At 40.4% G+C, this 21,716-nt stretch carries 13 protein-coding genes; 9 read left to right on the top strand and 4 right to left on the bottom strand.

Going from position 1 to position 21,716, the window contains the following annotated elements; all coding sequences use genetic code 11:
- Positions 1–38 precede the first annotated feature (38 nt).
- The 4 genes from Q8S11_RS14985 to Q8S11_RS14970 all read left to right on the top strand — a co-directional run bounded on the left by Q8S11_RS14985 (position 39) and on the right by Q8S11_RS14970 (position 7,333).
- Positions 39–2,183 carry a PQQ-binding-like beta-propeller repeat protein gene (locus Q8S11_RS14985; protein ID WP_305662934.1) on the top strand — a complete coding sequence of 715 codons (2,145 nt, stop codon included), beginning with the start codon at positions 39–41 and terminating at the stop codon, positions 2,181–2,183.
- Between the two features lie 145 nt (positions 2,184–2,328).
- Positions 2,329–4,548, top strand: a complete 2,220-nt coding sequence (locus Q8S11_RS14980) for a PQQ-binding-like beta-propeller repeat protein (RefSeq protein ID WP_305662933.1) — start codon at positions 2,329–2,331, stop codon at positions 4,546–4,548.
- A 69-nt stretch (positions 4,549–4,617) separates the two neighbouring features.
- The gene (locus tag Q8S11_RS14975) at positions 4,618–6,027 is read left to right on the top strand and encodes a sorbosone dehydrogenase family protein (RefSeq protein WP_305662932.1); all 1,410 of its coding nucleotides are present in this window, start codon (positions 4,618–4,620) and stop codon (positions 6,025–6,027) included.
- A gap of 70 nt (positions 6,028–6,097) precedes the next feature.
- The gene (locus Q8S11_RS14970; protein WP_305662931.1) at positions 6,098–7,333 is read left to right on the top strand and encodes an amidohydrolase/deacetylase family metallohydrolase; all 1,236 of its coding nucleotides are present in this window, start codon (positions 6,098–6,100) and stop codon (positions 7,331–7,333) included.
- Positions 7,334–7,363: 30 nt separating this feature from the next.
- Here Q8S11_RS14970 and Q8S11_RS14965 read toward each other — a convergent pair whose 3' ends face one another.
- On the bottom strand, positions 7,364–7,939 hold the full coding sequence (locus Q8S11_RS14965) for an RNA polymerase sigma factor (RefSeq protein WP_305662930.1): 576 nt from the start codon (positions 7,937–7,939) through the stop codon (positions 7,364–7,366).
- 287 nt (positions 7,940–8,226) lie between these two features.
- On the opposite strand from Q8S11_RS14965, the gene Q8S11_RS14960 reads away from it, so the two are divergent.
- From Q8S11_RS14960 to Q8S11_RS14940, 5 genes are all read left to right on the top strand, one after another.
- Complete coding sequence (locus Q8S11_RS14960; protein ID WP_305662929.1) at positions 8,227–9,378, top strand: FecR family protein; 1,152 nt, start codon at positions 8,227–8,229, stop codon at positions 9,376–9,378.
- A 185-nt stretch (positions 9,379–9,563) separates the two neighbouring features.
- The gene (locus Q8S11_RS14955; RefSeq protein WP_305662928.1) at positions 9,564–12,824 is read left to right on the top strand and encodes a TonB-dependent receptor; all 3,261 of its coding nucleotides are present in this window, start codon (positions 9,564–9,566) and stop codon (positions 12,822–12,824) included.
- 17 nt (positions 12,825–12,841) lie between these two features.
- Positions 12,842–14,164, top strand: a complete 1,323-nt coding sequence (locus Q8S11_RS14950; RefSeq protein WP_305662927.1) for a RagB/SusD family nutrient uptake outer membrane protein — start codon at positions 12,842–12,844, stop codon at positions 14,162–14,164.
- A 127-nt stretch (positions 14,165–14,291) separates the two neighbouring features.
- Positions 14,292–15,107, top strand: coding sequence for an ion transporter (locus Q8S11_RS14945; RefSeq protein ID WP_305662926.1), 816 nt, complete (start codon positions 14,292–14,294; stop codon positions 15,105–15,107).
- Between the two features lie 273 nt (positions 15,108–15,380).
- Positions 15,381–16,487: an amidohydrolase family protein gene (locus Q8S11_RS14940; RefSeq protein WP_305662925.1), complete on the top strand. Its 1,107-nt coding sequence runs from the start codon at positions 15,381–15,383 to the stop codon at positions 16,485–16,487.
- 88 nt (positions 16,488–16,575) lie between these two features.
- On the opposite strand, the gene Q8S11_RS14935 is transcribed toward Q8S11_RS14940, so the two are convergent.
- From Q8S11_RS14935 to Q8S11_RS14925, 3 genes are read right to left on the bottom strand one after another with little or no spacing between them, the layout of a single operon-like run.
- Positions 16,576–17,958 (bottom strand): AGE family epimerase/isomerase, encoded by a 1,383-nt coding sequence (locus Q8S11_RS14935; protein WP_305662924.1) that lies wholly within the window; start codon positions 17,956–17,958, stop codon positions 16,576–16,578.
- On the bottom strand, positions 17,927–20,296 hold the full coding sequence (locus tag Q8S11_RS14930) for a hypothetical protein (RefSeq protein WP_305662923.1): 2,370 nt from the start codon (positions 20,294–20,296) through the stop codon (positions 17,927–17,929). Before Q8S11_RS14930 ends, Q8S11_RS14935 begins: the two co-directional genes overlap by 32 nt.
- Positions 20,297–20,318: 22 nt before the next feature.
- Positions 20,319–21,710: an MFS transporter gene (locus Q8S11_RS14925; protein ID WP_305662922.1), complete on the bottom strand. Its 1,392-nt coding sequence runs from the start codon at positions 21,708–21,710 to the stop codon at positions 20,319–20,321.
- Between the last annotated feature and the right edge of the window lie 6 nt (positions 21,711–21,716).

Genomic DNA, 21,716 nt, shown 5'->3' with positions numbered 1-21,716 from the left:
AAAGAAAAAACCCCTTATTATTTACTTTTTGTTGCTTAATGGCATCTTTTACACTTCATTCCTGTCAGAATAATCTGAGCAATAAGGAATGGGATGTTTATGCGGGAGGTAATGAACGGCAGGCCTATTCCCCACTAAATCAAATTGACACAAATAATGTCGGGGAGCTTAAAGTTACATGGGTTTACCATACCAAAGACGCAGATAAATCAAGTCAAATACAAACAAACCCATTGATCATTGATGGTGTTCTGTATGGCACATCTCCTCAGTTGAAACTATTTGCAGTAGACGCCACCAATGGTACTGAAAAATGGGTCTTTGATCCGGCACCAACTATGCTCGTCGACAATGCAGGAAAACAAAGTTATGGTTTGAATGTTTGTCGGGGAATTGCTATTCATAAAGGAAAAAACAATGAGCACCGGATCTTTTACACTGCCGGATCTTCTCTTTATTGTATTAACAGTGCTACAGGAAAACCTGTAAGCAGTTTTGGAAACGATGGAAGGATTTCTTTACATGATAATCTGGAAATGAACAGGGATATCAGTGATTTGAGAGTTACTTCTACTTCTGCAGGCATGATTTATAAGGATTTGATTATCATGGGAAGCAGCCTTTCTGAAGAAGAAGAATCAGCTCCGGGGCATATCAGGGCATATGATGTGTATACCGGCGAGTTGAAATGGCTGTTTAGAACCATCCCGGCACCCGGCGATAAAGGCTATGAAACCTGGGACGATCCGGAAGCCTATAAATATGTTGGCAGCGCTAATGCCTGGGGCGGATTTAGCCTGGATGAAAAAAGAGGGATTGTATACGCATCTACAGGTACTGCAAATGCAGATTATTATGGCGGAAAACGAAAAGGCGATAATCTTTTCGGGAATAGCATTTTGGCATTGAATGCTGAAACAGGAAAATACATCTGGCATTTTCAGGCCATTCACCATGATTTATGGGACTGGGATTTCCCAAATGCTCCTACCCTGCTAACAGTTAAAAAAGATGGCAGATCGATAGATGCGCTTGTACAAACTAGCAAACAAGGTTATATATATCTTCTGGACCGGGTTACCGGCAAGCCGGTGTACCCTATTGTAGAAACCCCTGTACCTGCACATTCAGATCTGGAGGGCGAGCATCCTTCGCCCACACAGCCTATTCCTACGGTCATACCCGCATTTGCAAGACAAGGGATTTCAGAGGCAGATCTCAATAAAAATATTCCGGATTCTTCCTATCAGGAACTTGTTAAGCGCTTCCGCACATTTAAAGGCGGACCTATGTTTACACCTCCAAGCCTGGAAGGCACATTGGTATTCCCCGGACTAACAGGCGGTGGTGAATGGGGCGGCCCTTCAGTTGACCCAGAAAGTGGAATTATGTATATCAATGCGAATGAATTACCCTGGATTGTTACCATAGCAGATAATCGCATTGAAAAACCTGCAAAAACAAGACAAACCAATCTGGAAGCAGGCACTTCCCTTTACACCAAAAATTGCAGTGGTTGCCATGGTGCCGATCTTAAAGGTTCAGGCAATTTCCCTGCATTAGTAGATCTGAACAATAAATACAAAACATTAGATTTTAAGAATCTCATCACTTCTGGCAGAAGAATGATGCCTGCTTTCAAAAACCTTAATGAGGCAGATAAAACTGCCATTGCATCGTACCTGCTTAAAAATGAGCCCCTGCAAAAAGAGGAGTACATCCCTGAAAAGAAAAAGAAACATCCATTCTATGAAGTACCATACCGTTTAGGAGGAATCAAGCAATTTTTAACCATCGAAGGATACCCGGCAGTAAGTCCGCCATGGGGCACCCTTCAGGCCATTGATCTGAATAATGGAAAAGTTGTTTGGAAAGAAACACTGGGTGATCATCCGGACATGAAAGCTAAGGGCATCCATTCAGGTACTGAGAACTGGGGGGGATCGGTTGTTACTTCCGGGGGTCTGGTATTTATTGCGGCAACAAGCGATGAGATGTTCAGAGCCTTTAATAAAAAAAACGGAAAGCTTTTGTTTGAAACGAAACTACCTGCCGGAGGATATGCAAGCCCCTCAATTTATAGCATCAATGGAAAACAGTATGTAGTGATCGCCTGCGGGGGTGGGAAAATGAGAACCAAATCAGCAGATTCTTACGTCGCTTTTTCTCTGCCAGATAAATAATTTAACTGAACTCATTTAATCATGAAGATCTGCCTGAAATAAGATGCTTTATCATGGAGAACTAAACATTCATGTATTATTTTCAATAAGCATATAACATATTATTAAATTGTTTTTAATTTGATTCCTCAATCTCAATTTTTCTATGGTAAAACTTTACAAATTCATTAACATAAAATCAATTCTGCTACTCCTATTTTTTGGTATTCTGGTTTACACCGGATGCAAAGTTTATCCGGGAAGTGAAAAAAAAGTTAATCTTGAGCGCACCTGGTCTGTTTATAAGGCGGATGCTGAAGGTACAAGCTATTCAGTACTTAGTGAAATCAATACCAATAATGTTAAAACTCTGGAACTTGCCTGGACTCATAAATTCAGTGATGCCCCTCCCGGATCCCGGGGTGGCAACAGCGAAAGTAACCCAATAATTATTGATGGTGTGATGTACACTTTATCTGCCCGTCATAGAGCTTATGCACTGGATGCAAGTACGGGTGAACAAATCTGGGCATTTGATCCTTTCAATGGAGAAGCCGGAGGTGGAATAGGAAGAGGAGTTACGTATTGGGAAGAGGGTGCCGATAAAAGAATTCTCCTTACCGCAGGTGATAAACTCTATGCATTAAACGCTCAAACCGGTATTCCTATCCCATCATTCGGTAATAATGGCTGGGTTAGCATGAATGTTGGCATGCGGGGAGATCCCGATAAAATATCGGTAATACCAACCAGCCCCGGAATTGTATTCCGAAACCTTTTGATAATTGGCAATGAGGTTTCAGAACTATACGGTGCCGAGCCGGGTCATGTTCGTGCCTATGATATTAAATCGGGTAAATTGGAATGGACCTTCCATACCATACCGCAACCCGGAGAATTTGGTTATGATACCTGGCCCAAAGATGCCTGGAAATATGTTGGAGGGGCCAATAACTGGGGGGGAATGAGTCTGGATGCGAAACGGGGAATGGTATTTTTTGCTACCGGATCACCTACTTATGACTATTATGGCAAAGACCGGCCTGGAATGAATCTTTTCGGAAATTCTGTGGTCGCTTTGGATGCAGCCACAGGTAAATACAGATGGCATTTTCAAACTGTCCACCATGATCTCTGGGACTATGATTTACCGGCACCACCAAACCTGATTACGGTAGTTCATAATGGCAAAAAGATTGATGCGGTTGCTCAGACTTCAAAACTGGGTTATATATACACCTTTAACCGGGATACCGGAGAACCCTTATTCCCAATTGAGGAAAGACCGGTTCCCGCATCCGACATTCCGGGTGAGCAGGCATGGCCAACCCAACCCATCCCTACAAAACCGGCACCCTATGCCCGACAGTTTGTTACCAAAGACGATATCAGCAATTACTCTAAGGGTTCACACGACAGCTTATTGATGCGCTTCAATGCCTTTAGATATGAAGGCCCTTTTACTCCTCCATCAATTCAGGGAACCTTCATGTTGCCCGGTAGCCGGGGAGGCTCGAGTTGGGGAGGTGGTACTGTTGATCCTGTCAGAGGAATAATTTATGTCAAGTCGAATGATTCACCGGAAATCGCTACCATGAAAAAAGTTGTGGAGAATGAAACGTCCAACCTTTCTGTCTATAACCAAGGTAAAGCACTTTATTCGACCTACTGTGTAAGTTGCCATATGGCAGATAAGAATGGAGATGAATCCGGAAACCCTTCTCTTTTAGCACTTGAAACCAGATTAAGCCGTGAAGATGCCTTGAATAAAATCAAACGCGGAGGAGGCAAAATGCCATCCTTTGCCAGTGTAATTGCCGGAAAGGAGGAAGCAATTATTTCCTATCTCTTTGATAAAGAGTCTTCAACTGCACGTCCTTCCAGAGAACAAAGCTTCCTGAAAGAAATTCAGGAGAATGAACTGGCCAATAAATCAGGGATTACTAATCAAAATGATGATAAATACCTGAATTTAACAGCATATGGCCAATTTCTTGACAACCAACGCCGGCCGGGGATCAAACCTCCATGGGGTCAATTGCATGCCATTAATTTGAATACCGGTGAATTTGAATGGTCGGTCACCCTGGGAAATCAGCCTGAAGGGCAGTTACCCGGTGCTCCTGAAACGGGGGCAAGCGGATCAGCGGGCCCTTTGTTAACCAAGAGCGGATTACTTTTTATTGGCAGCACGCGCGATAGAAAATTCAGGGCCTTTAATCAAAAAACAGGTGAAAAAATTTGGGAAACTACCTTACCTGGAATCGCAAATGCCAACCCTTCAACTTATTGGACTAAGGGAAAACAATATGTAGCGATTTCTGTAGGTGGAGATTCTGAAAACCCTGCCGGTTATATGGTAACATTCGCATTGCCATCCAAATAAAATTAAAAATTATATTAACAAACCCGCATATTCACTGAATTAAAATCCAGAGAAAATAAATTAAAATAAATGATTAGTAAATACACAATATCCAGTAAGCTCCTTTTAATTACTCTCCTGTTTTCAGGTTCAATGTTAAATGCTCAGAATACAAGAGTATCCAAAGCCCCGATAGCCTTAAGACCTGATATTAAAGTTGAACATTTCATGGCGGTAGCGCCTAAAAGTGTACGCATTTTATATGACGAATCTACAAAGTCAATGTTCTTTACCTGTTATGATGGGGAAGTGTACAGGATAAAAAATATTCAGGGCAAGAGCCCTGTTGCTGAAAAAATTCTCTCTGTAGATGACCATGGTATTCCGCGCCTTCAGGGTGCAGCAATTTATAAAAACACCTTGTTCCTCACTGGCAACACCAAGGTTAATAATGGTTTGGGGAATAAAGGCCGGATGGTTCGCTATGATCTTAAACCAGGTGAAAAACCAGTAATGTCTGTAGTATTTAATACGGTTGAGTATGGCACCAACCGCACGGTGTTTGATCATGGCTGGAATGCCCTTGAAATAAGTCCGGATGGGAAATACATTTTTGTGAACAGTGGTTCACGCACCGACCATGGTGAAGTACAGGATAACAATGGCGCATGGCCCAATGCTAGAAATGGCGCATTAACTTCAAAGATTTTCAGATTTCCTATTGATTCAAAAGACCTTCTACTGCCAGATGATGAAGTAAAGCTAAAAGCAGACGGTTATATTTTTGCAGATGGGATACGTAATGCCTATGACCTTGCTTTTGATGGTTCAGGCAATCTATTCGGTGTATCAAATTCTTCTGACTATGATCATAATGAAGATATGTTCTGGATCAGACAGGGCCACCACTATGGATTTCCCTGGGTAATTGGCGGAATTGATAATCCACAACAATATCCTGACTGGCAGCCGGATCCGGATACCGATCCCTTTATTCCAAGAAGTGCTCATGCATGGGCAGTAAGATACTTTAGGAATGATCCTGATTTTCCAAAAATCCCTTCCGGAGTTAGATTTTCTCCGGGTATACAAAATTTAGGCCCTGATGCTAATGAATACCGGGGACATTCAGGCAAAGTACTTGATGGAGATCTTACAGGTGTTACAGTAAGCACCTTTACCCCACACAGCTCTCCCCTGGCATTATTTTTTGACACGAAAAAAAGGCTTTCAAAAGATTTAAGGGGTGATGGTTTTACGATTCGCTATTCACTGGGAGCCCGCTCAGCATTGATGAAACCATTTACTGATCAGGGGGCAGATCTCTTGCATCTGGATCTTTCATATGATAAAGCAACGGATAATTATTTTGTAAAAACTACCCGGATTGTTGAAGGGTTTAATGGAGCAACAGATGCCGTAATGATAAAAAACATGGTATATGTAATAGAATATGGAGCATCTGGTGGTAATATTTGGAAACTAAGCCTTCCCAAATAAATCTGATGGTTCGAGTGTTTAGTTTTAGCCTCTGATTTTAAAGAGTATCTGATTATAATGAAAAAAAAAAATGAACAGGATTTCCCGTATTATATTTCTCTTTTTAAACCTGCTTGCTTTCACAAGCCAGGCACAGATTTACAGCATTGTTGTAAAAGGTGGTCATGTAATTGATCCTAAAAACAATATCAATGAGTTAATGGATGTAGCCATTAACGGAAATAAGATAGTCCTGGTTGCAAAGAATATCGATCCAAAAACAGCAAGACAAGTAGTAAATGCATCCGGTTTGTATGTAACACCAGGACTCGTTGATATCCATTCCCATAATTTCCACAACATGAGACCGGGTGATCCGGTTGCAGATGGTTTCACATTCCGAAGCGGAATTACAACTACGGTTGATGCTGGAAGTTCGGGATGGAGGTCATTCGAGAGGTTTAAAGAAGAGGTTATTGATCAATCAGAAACCCGAGTTCTTGCATGGCTAAACATTGTCGGGGAAGGCTATAAAGGTGGTGCATATGAGCAAAACCTTACTGATATGGATGCGAAATTGACATCAATTGTTGCCCGCAAATATAAAGATCATATCATAGGAATTAAAACTTCGCATTACAACGGTCCGGAATGGATTCCGGTTGACCGAGCTGTTGAAGCTGGCAAACTAGCCGGCGATATTCCTGTCATGGTTGATTTTGGAGGAACTACTCCCGCACATTCTATTGAAGAACTATTTTTCAAGCATCTGCGCCCAGGTGACATTTTTACACATTGTTTTGCGGAGCTAGGAAACTCCAGAGAATCCATTGTGGATCCAAAAACTAAAAAGGTAAAACCTTTTGTATTCGAAGCTCAAAAAAGAGGAATTGTATTCGATGTGGGATTTGGAGGCATCAGCTTTGCCTATTCCCAGGCTATTCCAGCTTTAGAGCAGGGATTCTTTCCAAACTCAATCAGCACAGATATGAATAAGGGGGCTATCAATGGCGCCATGAAAGATTTATTAACAGTAATGTCGAGATTTCTTGCAATGGGTATGGACTTGCCTGATGTAATAAAAGCCACCACACTTAATCCCGCCAAAGAAATTAAGCGGGAGGACCTTGGTACACTATCTGTAGGTTCAATTGCTGACCTGTCTGTTTTTAATATGAGAGAAGGGAAATTTGGCTTCTTCGATTATACCGGGTATAAAATGAATGCGAACAGAAAGCTGGAATGCGAGATGACTATCAGAGCCGGAAAGATCGTATATAATCTTAATGGAATTTCCGATCCGGTAGTAATAAACAGAGGCAGGTAATTCATTGATTAGAACCGTATTGGCCCTGAATTATATCTGAAAAAAAATAAAGAAGACCAAAAAATGCCTGATAGATAACCTTAAATGGCGCAAAGCATGGGTCAACTGATTCTCCACAGTGCGCTTTGATATATCCAGTCTCGCGGCAATTTCATCATTAGTCAACTGCTCCATACGGCTGAGTGTGAATATTTCCCTGCAACGGCTAGGCAGCTCTTCAAGCTCCTCTTCTACTTTTCTCTCCAGTTCACGATATCGAATATTGGTTTCACCGTCATTTAAAGCAACAACATTGCCATAGTCAAGATCTTCCCTGTATTCAATCGTTTTCCTTTTGATATTTTTAACATAACGATAAACATGATACCGGGCAGAAGCCGTTATGTATCCTTTGAAATATTCAATCTGTAGCTTTTCCCTCTTTAACCATAGATTCAGGAAGATATCATGAACAATTTCAGAACAGACCTCAGTATCCGGACAGACTGAATACACAGTGGTGAATAATTTATCCCAGTACCTTTCAAATAAAATATTAAATGAATCAAGATCCCCAGTCTTGATCAAATTCAATAATATCGCATCAGAGGGATGATTTGCTGGCATTTGATGAGTGTAGATTATTCCTGTTATTGAATTCAAATTTACTTTCAATACATTAATAGAGCATAAAATTACCATTAATAAATAGAAATAAAAATTTCAGAACCTCTAAATTATTACTGTTAAGCATGGAATTCACATCCCAGGAATACAGGTTTCCGTAAAATTAACAAGGAAATAATAGTGTCCCAATCATCAGCTTGGGAATCATCAAATGAAAAATATTGAATTATTTACCAAATCTATGTGTGTTGAGCATCAGAAAAGACTCTATATAACAAAGCATCAGAATGACCAGAGAAGAATATAACGCGCTTTACGAAAAATACCTCTCCGGCAAATGCAGCATCGAGGAAAGGGAGGCAATTGAAAACTATCAGGATAGTATTGATCTGGAAAATTATCACTGGATTAAAGACCAAATGGGTAATCAGGAAGTTGTTAAAGAAACCATTCATGCTGAGCTTTTAGCTAGTATTGCCCGACAGAAACGCAGGCAGCTAATTAAGATCAGAACCTGGTATGCTGTAGCCGCTGCAATAATTCTCATTCTGTCATCAGGACTGTATTTCAACAGTCTTAGAAAAGAGACCATCATCATAGCAAAAACAGAATCGCCCCGCTTTAAGAATGATGTATTACCTGGTGATAACAGAGCTATCCTAACCCTTGATGATGGTTCACAGATCAATCTGGATGATGCTAAAAATGGCATTTTGGCTAGTGAAAATAATACAGACATCAGGAAGACCGGATCCGGATCTTTAGAATATTCTGCAGGGGATAAACTCGTCGAAGCTGTAAAATACAACACCTTGAGTACGCCAATGGGAGGGCAGTATCAGCTTGCATTACCCGATGGAAGCAGGGTATGGCTTAACTCCGGATCAAGCATCCGATTCCCAACTGCTTTTATAGGAAAAGAACGGGTTATCGAACTTAAAGGCGAAGCCTATTTTGATATCAAAGAGAATAGGAAAATGCCATTCATTGTTCGTACGAACAACTCCATGGATATCAGGGTTCTGGGGACTCAGTTCAACGTAATGGCTTATGATGATGAAAAGAGTATCAATACTACTTTGCTTGAAGGTTCTGTACAAATATTGAAGGAATCAGGAACTGCATTTCTGAAGCCAGGCCAGGCGGCAATACTAAATAAAGGTACGGGAAAGATCAAAGTCGCGGCTGCCGATATTGACGAGGCTGTGGCATGGAAAAACGGATACTTCATTTTTGCAAATGAAAACATAGAAAGTATTATGCGTAAAGTCTCACGATGGTATAATGTAGAAGTAGTCTATCAGGGTAATTTGAGCAATAAAGATTTCGTAGGAACGATTTCACGCGATAAAAACATTTCTGAAATATTAAAAATGCTGGAATTAACAGGTGCAATCCAATTTAGAATAGAAGGAAGGAGGATAACTGTTATGCCCTAACCAATACCTTTAATAGCGGCAATAAAAAACCGGAAGCGCTGCGAACGCCTCCGGCATAATTTGGCGCTAAAAATAGTGGATCGTAAAACCAATAATTTAAATCAAACCAAACTCACAAATGTATGAAACTTTACACATTGTTTAAATGCAAGGAACCTTGCATTTCATTAAAACTAATCAGGGTTATGAAACTCGTAATTATTCTATGTCTGACTTCTCTGCTGCAGGTTAATGCTAATGGCTATGCACAGAAAATAAGTCTTACTGTCAAAAATGCTCCAATGGAGAAGGCTTTGAGAGAGATTCAGAAGCAAGTTAACTATAGCTTTCTTTATAATACACAGATGTTACGTACGGCAAAACCGGTGACCATAAATGTTAATAATACTTCATTGGAAGAGGTATTAAAACAATGTTTCGCTGATCAGCCACTAACCTATTCAATTGTAGATGAAACAATCATTGTTTCAAAAAAACAAGCAATAGTTAAGGCAAGTGTAATTGAAGTTGAAGAAGTTGCCCCACCACAGGAAATAAAAGGTAAGGTTACTGATTCAAAAGGGGTACCACTTCCAGGTGTTAGTATCAAACTTAAGGCTACAAACATTGGTGCAAGCACCGATATCAATGGTAATTTCACGCTTAATATCCCTGACGCAGGAATATTGCAATTTACCTATATCGGTTTTGTAACTCAGGAAATTTCTACCATAGGCAGAACTACAATCAATGTAGTACTTCTTGAAGATCAGCAGGCATTGAGTGAGGTGGTTGTTATTGGTTACGGAACTCAGAGCAGACAGGATGTTTCCAGTGCAATCGGTTCACTTTCAGTTGGAAACAAGAAGCTTGCAGATCTTCCAATTACAAGTCCCGAGCAATTGTTACAGGGTAGAGTAGGTGGTGTAAACATCACACAGGATACAGGTACTCCGGGCGGTCGTTCTACAGTAAGGATCAGGGGTGCAAGTTCAATTACAGGTGGAAACGACCCCTTGTATGTAGTAGATGGAGTACCTATTAATGCTGGAAATTACAATGGCGCAGCGGGTGGTTCTGTACCTCAAAACCCACTTTCGAATATCAGTCCGAATGATATAGAATCAATAGACATCTTAAAAGATGCATCTGCCGCAGCGATCTACGGTTCAAGAGCTTCAAATGGTGTAATCGTAATTACTACTAAAAGAGGTAAACAAGATCAGACAAAAATCAGCTATAATAGCTACTTTGGATTCCAGGAAGTGGCTAAAAGAATCCCTCTTTTAGGAGGCCCGGAGTGGGGTGAACTGATAAACGAAGCGAACGTAAATGTGGGTAATGCGCCTCCAATTGCTAATCCGGGTGCTTTAACTACCACTGATTGGCAGGATGAAATATTCAGAAGAGCCCCAATTTCCAATAATGAAATTTCATTATCAGGAGGGACTCAAAAAACACAATACTTCTTATCTGGAAGTTACCTGAACCAAACCGGTGTTGTTATCGGAAGCGGGTTCAGCAGAGGAAATTTCAGGTTTAACTTCGACCAGAAAATCAATGAACGATTGAAAGCGGGTATTAATATGAGTATGAACCGCTCAAAAACTGACAGGGTAAGTGCCGGTGACCGTGATGGAATCGTGGCGGTAGCAATCGTAAAATCACCAGCAGTTCCGGCAAGAAACGCCGATGGTTCATTAAATCCTAATGATCCGTATATCAGTAATATTGATAACCCATTAATCATTGCTGATCAGGTTAGAAATGATGCATTCAATAACAGAGCTTTAGGTAATGCATTCGTTGAATTCAAGATTCTTGAAGGTCTGAATTTCAGAAGCAGTATTGGTCTGGATTACCTGAGCCTTGATGAAGTGTACTTTGTACCACCTAACAACTTAACTGTACTTGGTAGAACAACCAATGGATCTGGTACAAACAGTATGACTCAGGATTTGGGATGGATCAATGAAAATACTCTGAACTACAGTAAAACCTTAAATGAAAACCACCGATTCAATGTGCTTTTAGGTTACTCCAATCAGGAATCTAAATTTAACAGAACTGTAGCATCTGCGACAAACTTCGCACTTGAAGCTATTCAAACTCTTGGATCTGCATCAATAAAGAACTCAAGTTCTACAGGTGGCAGCTGGGGCCTTACCTCCTATTTCAGCAGGTTAAACTATTCATTCAAAGACAAATTCAATTTGGCTGCAAGCTACCGTATTGACGGATCTTCAAGATTTGCAGAAAACAATAAGTACGGCAGTTTCCCATCTGTTTCTGCAGCATATCGCCTTGGTCAGGAAAATTTCTTAAAAGACCTGAACTGGGTTGAAGATGTAAAAGTCAGAGCGAGCTGGGGCCAAACTGGTAATCAGGAGATTGGTAACTTTACATCAAGAGGATTATTTTCAGGTGGTTTCAACTACATCGGAGCAAGTGGTCTTTCGCAGACACAATTAGCAAATCCAAACCTTTCATGGGAAAGCACTGAGCAAACCAATATTGGTTTGGACCTGAGTTTCTTCAAAGGGAGAATCAACTTCAGTACAGATATTTATAAGAAAAATACATCCGGTTTATTACTTGCCGTTGCATTACCAAGATCCTCAGGATTCACGAGCTCAATACAAAACGTTGGTAATGTGGAGAACAAAGGTATAGAGCTTTCCCTGAACACTGTGAATATTGATGGTAGAGACTTTAAGTGGTCAACTGATTTCAATATTTCATTCAACAGGAACAAAGTAACTAACCTGCCTGGTGGTGATATTCCCCTTGGTTTTAATGGATATGCCAGCGTAATTAAAGAAGGGTATCCATTAGGTACATTCTATGGCTGGAATATACTTCGTGTTAATCCTGCTACAGGTAACTATGATGTACAGGATGTTAATGGTGATGGAAATATTCCACTGGCTTCTACCACACTCGACAATGTGGTTTTGGGAAGTGCGCAACCGAAATTTACCGGTGGTTTTACTAACTCTGTTTCCTATAAAAATTTCGATGCTTCCGTTTTCATGCACTTCGTCTATGGAAACCAGATATTCAATCAAGCTGAATATTCTTACGGAAGACTCCATACCTGGTTCAACTCTTCAACTTTAGCAAGAAACCGCTGGAGAAAACCTGGTGATATTGCAACCTTACACCGTGCAGCATGGGGTGATCCAACAAGAAACGGTTCAGTTTCTAACCGTGTATTACAGGATGGTTCATTCTTAAGGGTAAAAAATATTGCATTAGGATATAACTTCCAAAATGCAGGACTAAAGAAAGCCGGAATCCAAAACGTACGGGTTTATGCCGCCGGTCAGAACATTTTCACCTGGACTGATTACCGTGGATATGATCCTGAAGTTAACGCTAATGGTAATGATACAACGCTTGGTTTTGACATGAGTTCATATCCTCAGGCAAGATCATTCTCTTTAGGTTTAAATGCTACATTTTAATATAAAAAATTAAAAAGATGAAAAAAATATATTTAATAATCTTCTTATACCTAACGGTTACATCTTGTGATGTAATTGATCAGGAACCTATAGATTCAGTAAGCACCCAGGTTTTATTCACCAGGGAATCTGATGCAAATGCTGCGATTATTGGCACCTACCGTCATCTCGCTAACTCAGGATCCAACTATATCTTTTTTGCTGAGTTACCCACAAAAAACAGCAAAGGGAATGCACTGAACAGACAGTTTGAGCAATTAAACAATCTGATCATTGTAGCAGATAACTCACAGTTCACCGGACTTTGGGATCAGCAATTCGTATTGATTAATTCTGCTAACGTGGTAATCAAAAATGTTCCGAAAATTCCGGGCATGGCTGATGCAGCCAAAAATTCAGTAATAGCAGAAGCACGATTCCTGAGAGCATTTACCTATTTTAATCTGGTAAGATACTTCGGAGCAGTACCGCTGGTTACCGAGCCAACAGAAAGCCCTGATGTGCCTAAATTGCAGATTTCAAGAACTCCGGTTGCAGATGTTTATACCCAAATTCTTTCGGATCTTGATTTTGCAAAGTTAAATTTGCCTGAAACACATGCGGGATTAGGCAAAACAGCAAGAGCAACCAAAGCTGCCGCCTATGCATTGGGTGCCAGAATCCATTTAACCAGAAAGAACTATGCTTTGGCAATTGCTGATGCAAATCAGGTGGCTACCAGAAGGGGAGAAACTTTAAGTGTGCCCTATGCTAACTTATTCCTGACCAAAAATTCTACTGAGTCAATATTCGAGATTAATTATGATACTCAATTGCAAAATAATCTGGCAACAACCTTCCTTCCGGGATCACTTGGAGGTACCCGAACAATTGAAGTAAATAATGATATCTTCAATGCTTATGAATCCGGAGATCTTAGAAAAGATGCAACCTATGGCTTTGCAAATGCTGCAAACTACATGAAAAAGTATTCAAGAGGTGGCACAAAGGATGATAATATCATTGTTTTCCGTCTTGCAGAAATTATGTTAGCTAAGGCTGAAGCACTGGCAGAAACTTCCTATCCAAATGTTGATGCACTTAAACTATTAAATGAGGTTCGAAGAAGAGCAGGTCTTGCTGCCATTAATCCTGCAACACTGGCTGCATTCAGAACTGCACTTTATAAAGAAAGAAGGCTTGAACTATGCTTCGAAGGTCATGAGTGGCATGATATCGTAAGAACAGGAAGGCTTCAGGCTGTTCTTGGAATCACAGATATGAATAAAGCCATCTGGCCTGTTCCATCAGTTGAAATTGCCAGAAATCCAAAATTAGAACCCCAAAATCCGGGTTACTAATTATTACACAATTTTTAATGCAAAAACGGCATTCCGAACAGGATGCCGTTTTTGTTTTGATATTATTTAGAAGACTCTTTCTTCCTGGGTGAACCTGGGATTATTAATTTGTTAGTATCTTGGATAAATGATACAGAGAAGAAACCACGAATTCAGAAGTAAAGTATATGAGATCGTATTCGAATCAGATACTCGCGCAGGAAGGCTTTTCGACCTTATCCTGCTCTGGCTTATTGTATTTAGTATTCTTTCTGTATTCATGGAAAGTGTTGCAAGCTTCCGTGCAAAATACCTTTATGAAATTCATGTTGCTGAATGGATTTTTACAATCCTGTTTACAATTGAATACTTCCTCAGAGTATACAGCAGCCATAAACCCCTAAAATATATATTCAGCTTTTACGGACTGGTGGATCTAATTTCGTTTATTCCAAACTACCTTACTTTCTTCTTTGCCGGCCTGCAATATCTGATGGTCGTCCGTGCCTTCCGTTTATTAAGGATATTTAGAATATTAAAGCTGAGCCGTTTTCTGGATCAGGGGAATATTCTTAAAAATGCATTGAAAGCGAGTGCTCACAAGATTGTTGTTTTTATTGCAACAGTTATAACAGTGGTAACCATTGTGGGTACATTGATGTATATCATTGAAGGTGATGAAAGTGGATTTACGAGCATCCCACTCAGCATTTATTGGGCTATCGTAACCATTACTACAGTAGGCTATGGAGATATCTCGCCACAAAGTCCGCTTGGGCAATTTTTGGCAAGTTTCCTGATGATTATAGGATATGGAATTATAGCTGTACCAACAGGGATAGTTACTATAGAAATGGCAAGGGCCAATGAAGAAGCCAGATCTAAATGCCCGGATTGTAACGCTCCGATTTATCCAAAAAATGCAAATTTCTGTGCAAACTGCGGGAAGGAACTGGTACGGTGAGAACACTGATCAGAAGGATACTGGTGCGGTGATAACACCGACCAGAGGGGAATATACTGTCATGTCGGGCTCGACCCGCCACACTGTCCGGAGAGTTTAGCGAAGCGCCTCTCCGGATTCTCAAATGATGAGGAGTCTTCAGACTACTCCATTCCAAATCAGGATATTTACGCTGGTTGCAGTCAAAATTGAGAGCTTTGTCTAAACATGTAAAAGGATTTTTCGAAATGCAAGCACTTTATAGTATTTTCATGGTTTAAATAAATGAACGTGATGCAAATACTCAGATTGAGATCCACTTATCTTGCCGCTTTTTTATTGTTTAGTCAGTGCAGCCTCGCACAAAACAATAAGGGAAGAATTGATTTCGAAACCTATAATCCCCCATCCTCACTGGTCGTACCTGAGCATGTTCTTACAAGAGCTAAATTTCCATTCATCGATGTCCATAACCATCAGGGGAATATGCCAACTCAAAATCTCAAAGCCCTGCTTTCAGAAATGGATAAGCTGAATATGAGAACTATGGTGAATTTAAGTGGCCGCAGCGGTGATGCCCTTGCACTTGCGGTAAAAAATGCAAAAGCTACAGATCCGGGCCGTTTAATTGTTTTTTCCAATCCAAATTTTTCCGGAATCGGTGACAGTGACTATGGGAATAAAGCTGCAAAACAAATAGAAGATGATGTAAAAGCAGGTGCTCAGGGCCTAAAAATATTTAAGAGCCTTGGATTTTCTGTCAAAGACAATAAGGGCGTCCTTGTTGCGGTTGATGACCCAAGACTGAATCCGATCTGGCAAAAATGTGCACAACTGGGAATACCTGTTTTGATCCATACTGCAGATCCGAAACAATTTTGGGATGAACCTAATGAACAAAATGAACGCTGGCTGGAACTCTTAACCCAGCCAGGACGGAACAGAAGTGCTTCAGATGGTTTTTCATGGGAAGAATTAATTAAACAACAACATAATCTGATTAAAAATAATCCCAGAACCAATTTTATTATTGCTCATTTTGGCTGGTATGCGAATAATCTGGATTTTTTGGGTACCCTGCTCGATAAGTATCCAAATATGAACGTTGAATTTGGAGCTATCATTGCCGAACTGGGACGTCAACCACGCCGGGCAAAGCAATTCTTTGATAAATACCAGGATCGGATTCTGTTTGGAAAAGACAGTTGGGTTCCTTCTGAATATACCACCTATTTCAGAGTGCTTGAAACTGAAGATGAATATTTTCCATACCATAAAAAATACCATGCTTACTGGAAAATGTATGGCCTCGGACTCAGTGATGAGGTATTAAAGAAAGTTTATTATAAGAATGCGATCCGCTTAATTCCGGGGATAGACAAAGCACAATTTCCTGATTAAACCTACCGGTTACCCATATCTATTTCCCAGCTCTTATTTTTAATTGCATTGCATTGAATAAATCGGATCAGATGAATCGAGTAATATTTCAGGAAATCAAAGCTGACACCTTCCCTTTACGCTTCATGATACGCTGCAGGGCAAGCATATTCCGCATCAGGTAACGTGGCATATGATAATGCTCAATGGTTTTAGTACTGGGATTTACAACTTTCCTGTTTCCTCCAAAAGTCCAGAACGCGTAATCAGGACAGCTCATTTTCTCAAGCATATATGCATCGCCTTCTGAGAAACATTCAAGAGCCCATGCATTTCCGGTATGTTCTATGCTTAGCAAGGCACCAATAGAAACTTCCTGCTGGCACCATGCCGACTTACTGGGCGACCAGGAATAAGTGTTTGCATTGAAAAGTACTTCAAAGTGACCACCGTACAACTTGTCGGCTGCCACCTCCACATGTCTTTTGAAAGCAGCTTCCGAATCCTTAAATAAAGCAGCATCTTTCCGCCGGACGGCCTCTGCCATTACAAAAGCAAGCGTTTCAATACCATGCCCAATCACAGCGAAATCGGCATATTCATTTTTGGGGAGACTGAAATCATGATTCCGCACCTCATTCAGAATATTAAACTCTTCATTCACATGCTGCTTCATGATTGCATCAATACAACGGTCTGCGAGCTTTTCCAATTCAGGATCAGGCCCCTGAGTTAATATTTGAGAAGAAAGGCTTAAAAATATCATCCAGTGACCCAAATTACGCGGACCCTGCATTTTAGGTTTACCCGGCACATAAGAAATGTCATAAACATAATCAGGGCGATCGTAGCGCTCAAGACAAGATAAGATCATCTCTTTCGAAATCTTCAGATAAGATTTATCACCACTGGCTTTCGCATACTCTGCCAGCCCTTCGGCAACGAAAAGATTTCCATAAATATCCCCCGGGCCTGAAATTCTATTTCCTTCCCTGCTATAACTGCTATCAAAGAAATTATCATTCTTAGGCTTAAGCTTCAGAATAAAATCAATCGCCTTCTTTGCAACATCCAGATAATGGGCGTTCTTTTCGAAATTATTGTACAAAAAAGAATAAACCCAAATACCTCTACCCTGATTCCAAACCCTTTTAATTGTATTAATCAATTTCCTTTCTGCAATATCCACATCACACATAAAGCCACCATATTCATGATCAATGCATAAACTTTCCATTGCCGGTAAAAAGCGCTTAAAAAGTTCATCATGATAACGATCATAGAGTTTTTGCAAATCTAAGCCTGCAAGAGTTTTTATTGATGATTTACTTTTAATAGAATTTTCGGTTTCAGAACTGTCTTCTGTAAAACCGGATAAACCAATTATGCCACTGAGACCAATTCCCGCAATTGCATTGCTTCGTAAAAAATTCCGTCTGGAAAAGCTCTTTCCTCCCATCTTAGCTTTTGATAGTATCTGATTCCAGTTCATGATGACTTTTCAGCATGCTAATGAAATTTGGATTAAGTTTAATTGAATTTGATTTACAATACTGAATAATGTCATTTCCTAAACGGGTATTGGAATGATTGAAACGTACCTGCTTATTTATTTGAAGAAAGCCAATTTTAGTTAACGAGTCTGCCATTTTCATTCCGGACTTTTCAGGCATATAAACAGTACAGTCACTAAAACTAACACCCAGCTCAGCATCAAGATCATAAATTCGTTCTGTCCCCCCCTCTACCTCAGGGATGAATTCAGAATTTGTAAACGATAAACGGCCTTTGAAAGGAGCAGTATCTTTGGCGAACCGGCTGATGGAGCAATTCTCAAATCTCAGATTTGCTGTTCCTTCTCCGGCGTAAAGTTCCATATTCCTGCAGCCTTCAAACCTGATATCAGGATATAAAGCATCCGGACGTTTATTCGCCGAGGTATCGTTCAAATAGAAATGAACATTATCCTTTACAGCATTAATTGGGGCAGGATTTAACTTCTCAAGATCCACATTACGGATCAGGATACGACAATTACTTTCCATCCTGACACCGTCATAAGAGCCCTCCTTATTCATATAATATTTTGAGCAATCATACAACTGGAATAAGCGGAGCCCCTGCTTCCTGCCACGAATACTGACATTATTGATGTCCATTTGCTGCGGAAAGAATAATTTTACCTTATCGGCATTGTTTACCCACTCTGAAGTTTTCATCAGCCAGCATGCAGCCTTGCTTTGTTCCTGTCCGGTAAAATCAACAACCATATCCTGCACACTAAGAGTACGTCCATAGCCAATCGGGTATTTAAAATCAAAATCAGCAGTAACAAACTGCAAAACCGAAACCTGTGTTGCACCCGTACGGGGAACGAGTCTGCAATTTTTTATACGAATATCTCCATCCCATTTAGCCCCATAATCGGCTCTGAATGAGATGAATGCATTGGTATTCACAAGTGTATTCTCTACAAACAGATCACCTCCGCCTGTTAAAGTCAAACCCCTCTGCCCCACCTTACTGCCTTTGATATAAAGGTTCCAACAGTGGAAATGTACATCTACGCGGTTAAGCATGCAGTTCTCGATCCTGAAATTCTTAGTCAGGTTAGTACCAAACACACCCCAATGTATCGGACTACCCTCCGCGGTAATATTCCGGAAAGTTACATTCATCCAGCGGTTCCCTGATATTCCATAGGTTCCTTGAGGTACCATCGGAACACCCGGCCTGTCTTTTTCCCATGGGATAAGCCTGATATTTTCGACCACAACATCATAAACCATTCTGAGGGAATAGAAACCACTGCGCTGAATTTTAGCGATGTCCTGCTTACCCGGTTCCAGGCCAACCCATTGATTCGATACCAGGGTTCTGCTACGTTCAATGCGGATTCCGTTTTCTACATAATTCCCTTCATTATCACCCGAAAGATAAAAGGTACCCCCATTTATAGTCAGGTAATTATCACTTGCAGGATATGCCATCAAGCTGGTATAATTCTTAAATGTCCAGGCCATCTCCCCTACTATACGCCCATGCTCCTCAATATATAAAAGTTCTTCTCTGGCCCAGCCTCTGCTGATACCGGTACTTTGATTCCTCAGTCCGATCATATCGCCCGAATCGGCCACAATTACCAAACAATTTTTGTAGGGAGCCAGTTCAGGAATAACCTGAGCTCCCGGCTTTAATTGGCTGATCAATGAATTTTTAGCTTCCTGAGACAGTTCGATTGGATAAGGCGCAACCTCGCTCAAGACCTTAAAACGGGGTTCTTTACCATTAAATTTTTCATCGAAATGAAAAATACTTTGTCCCCAATCCACATTTGTTTTAATCACAATTGCGGTTGTCTCTCTGAACCAGTACTCTCCACTCAGATTTACAACAGGAATACGGTGCTTATTTGCATACTCATGCGCTGCCTTAATCTGTACTCCATCATCATTCTTCTGGTCGCCAACAGCCCCAAATAATTTATAGTTTACATCCCTGACATTGATTAAGCCTGCGATCAGATTCTTTTTTAAACTTATAATTCCTCCACCATCAGGAACAAATTCTGAAGCAGATGCTCTGATCATATAGGTTCCCTGACCACCATCACCAATCTGATAATAACCTCCTGTTTGCACAATACTGCCTTCCTTCAAAGTAGTGCTTTCCCTCAACTCTGCTAAACTTGAATAAAACAGAATGCTCTCACCTTCCTTAATCAGGGATAAGGGAATTCCCGTATCTGCCTGAACATTGGATGCAAGCAATCCAAGACCTGTCAGGCCAAAACTGCTTAATACTTTTCGCCTGCTTAATTTATTTGTCATAAAATACTATTAAGTGATTATTTTAATCTGTCAGTTTATTCTTATATGTTTCTGGGACATAGAAAATATTGACAATAATTCCGATTAAAATCAATGCCAAGGGGTATACAAGCCCCACAAAAGGGGAAAGAGCAAATCCAATCACAACAGAAGATTTGATCAGTTCAGTAATTACAGGGGTAGATCCACCGATTGCGCCATTTCCAACATTATAAACAAATCCCATACTGGTATATCGAATTCTGGTAGGGAACATTTCCATAAGGAAAGCACCCATTGGCCCATAAACCAGTGTAGCAGAAATAGTTAACATAAAAACTAAGCCAATAAAAATAACAGTAGTTTGAGTATCAATATACTGGATGGTATCTAAACGCTGAGGATTCCCAAGTTCCAGAAAAAAGTAAAACATGACCGGGATTACAATAAGTCCCAGAATCATTCCCGGTAGCATCACTTTCTTACGTCCAATACGGTCGCTAAGTGCCCCGAAAATCTGGAAGAATGGACTTGCCAGAAGTATTCCTACCGCCATGATTAACAGTGCTGTTGTATCAGGAAGTTTCACCGTTCTCTGCAAAAAGAACAGAGTAATAATCTGATTGACCTGCATAATTGCACTTTGGGCTGCATTACCACCAAAAACTGCACTCAGAATCAGGCCAATATTCTTTTTGGTTTTGAAGGTTTCTTTTACAGGGGATTTACTGGTTTTTCCTTCACTTTTTAACTGGGCAAAAACCGGACTTTCATGAAGGCGGCGGCGGATATAGTAACTCGCAATAACCAAAATCGCACTGAAAAGGAATGGAATTCTCCATCCAAATGAGTTGAAACTCTCTTCTGTCATCAAACCTTTAGTAGTTAAGACCACCACCAAACCTAAAATCAATGCAAATGAGGATGTTGTTTGAATAAATCCGGTATAGAAGCCTCTTTTATGGTCAGGCGAATGTTCTGCAACATAAATTATAGCCCCGGAATACTCACCGCTGATTGCTAAACCCTGCAGCAACCTGAGTATTAAAAATAAAATCGGTGAAACCCAGCCTGCCTGTTCGAATGTGGGAATACAGCCAATTAAAAAAGTAGCCCCTCCCATTAATAACAATGATACCAGAAAAGTGTATTTACGTCCAACCTTATCTCCAAAATTTCCGAACAATAATGATCCAAATGGCCTGATGAGATAGGTTGTTGCAACAATACCCAATGTTTCAATGAAATTATTCCCACCGGCCGGAAATAACTGCATGGATAAAATATTGGCCATAATTACGGCCAGCAAAAGGTCATACCATTCAATAAGTGTACCAACAGAAGAGGCAACAATTACCAGGAACAGGTTATTCTTTTTTTCAGGGCCGGCATTAGCATCACTTGCTAATACAGGTGAGGTAGAAACAGGGGTCATTTATAA

The sequence above is a fragment of the Daejeonella sp. genome, assembly GCF_030695525.1.
In the GTDB taxonomy this organism is placed as follows: domain Bacteria; phylum Bacteroidota; class Bacteroidia; order Sphingobacteriales; family Sphingobacteriaceae; genus Daejeonella.
The sequence above is the reverse complement of the archived record's forward strand: the minus strand, read 5'-3'. Positions and strand labels throughout refer to the sequence as shown.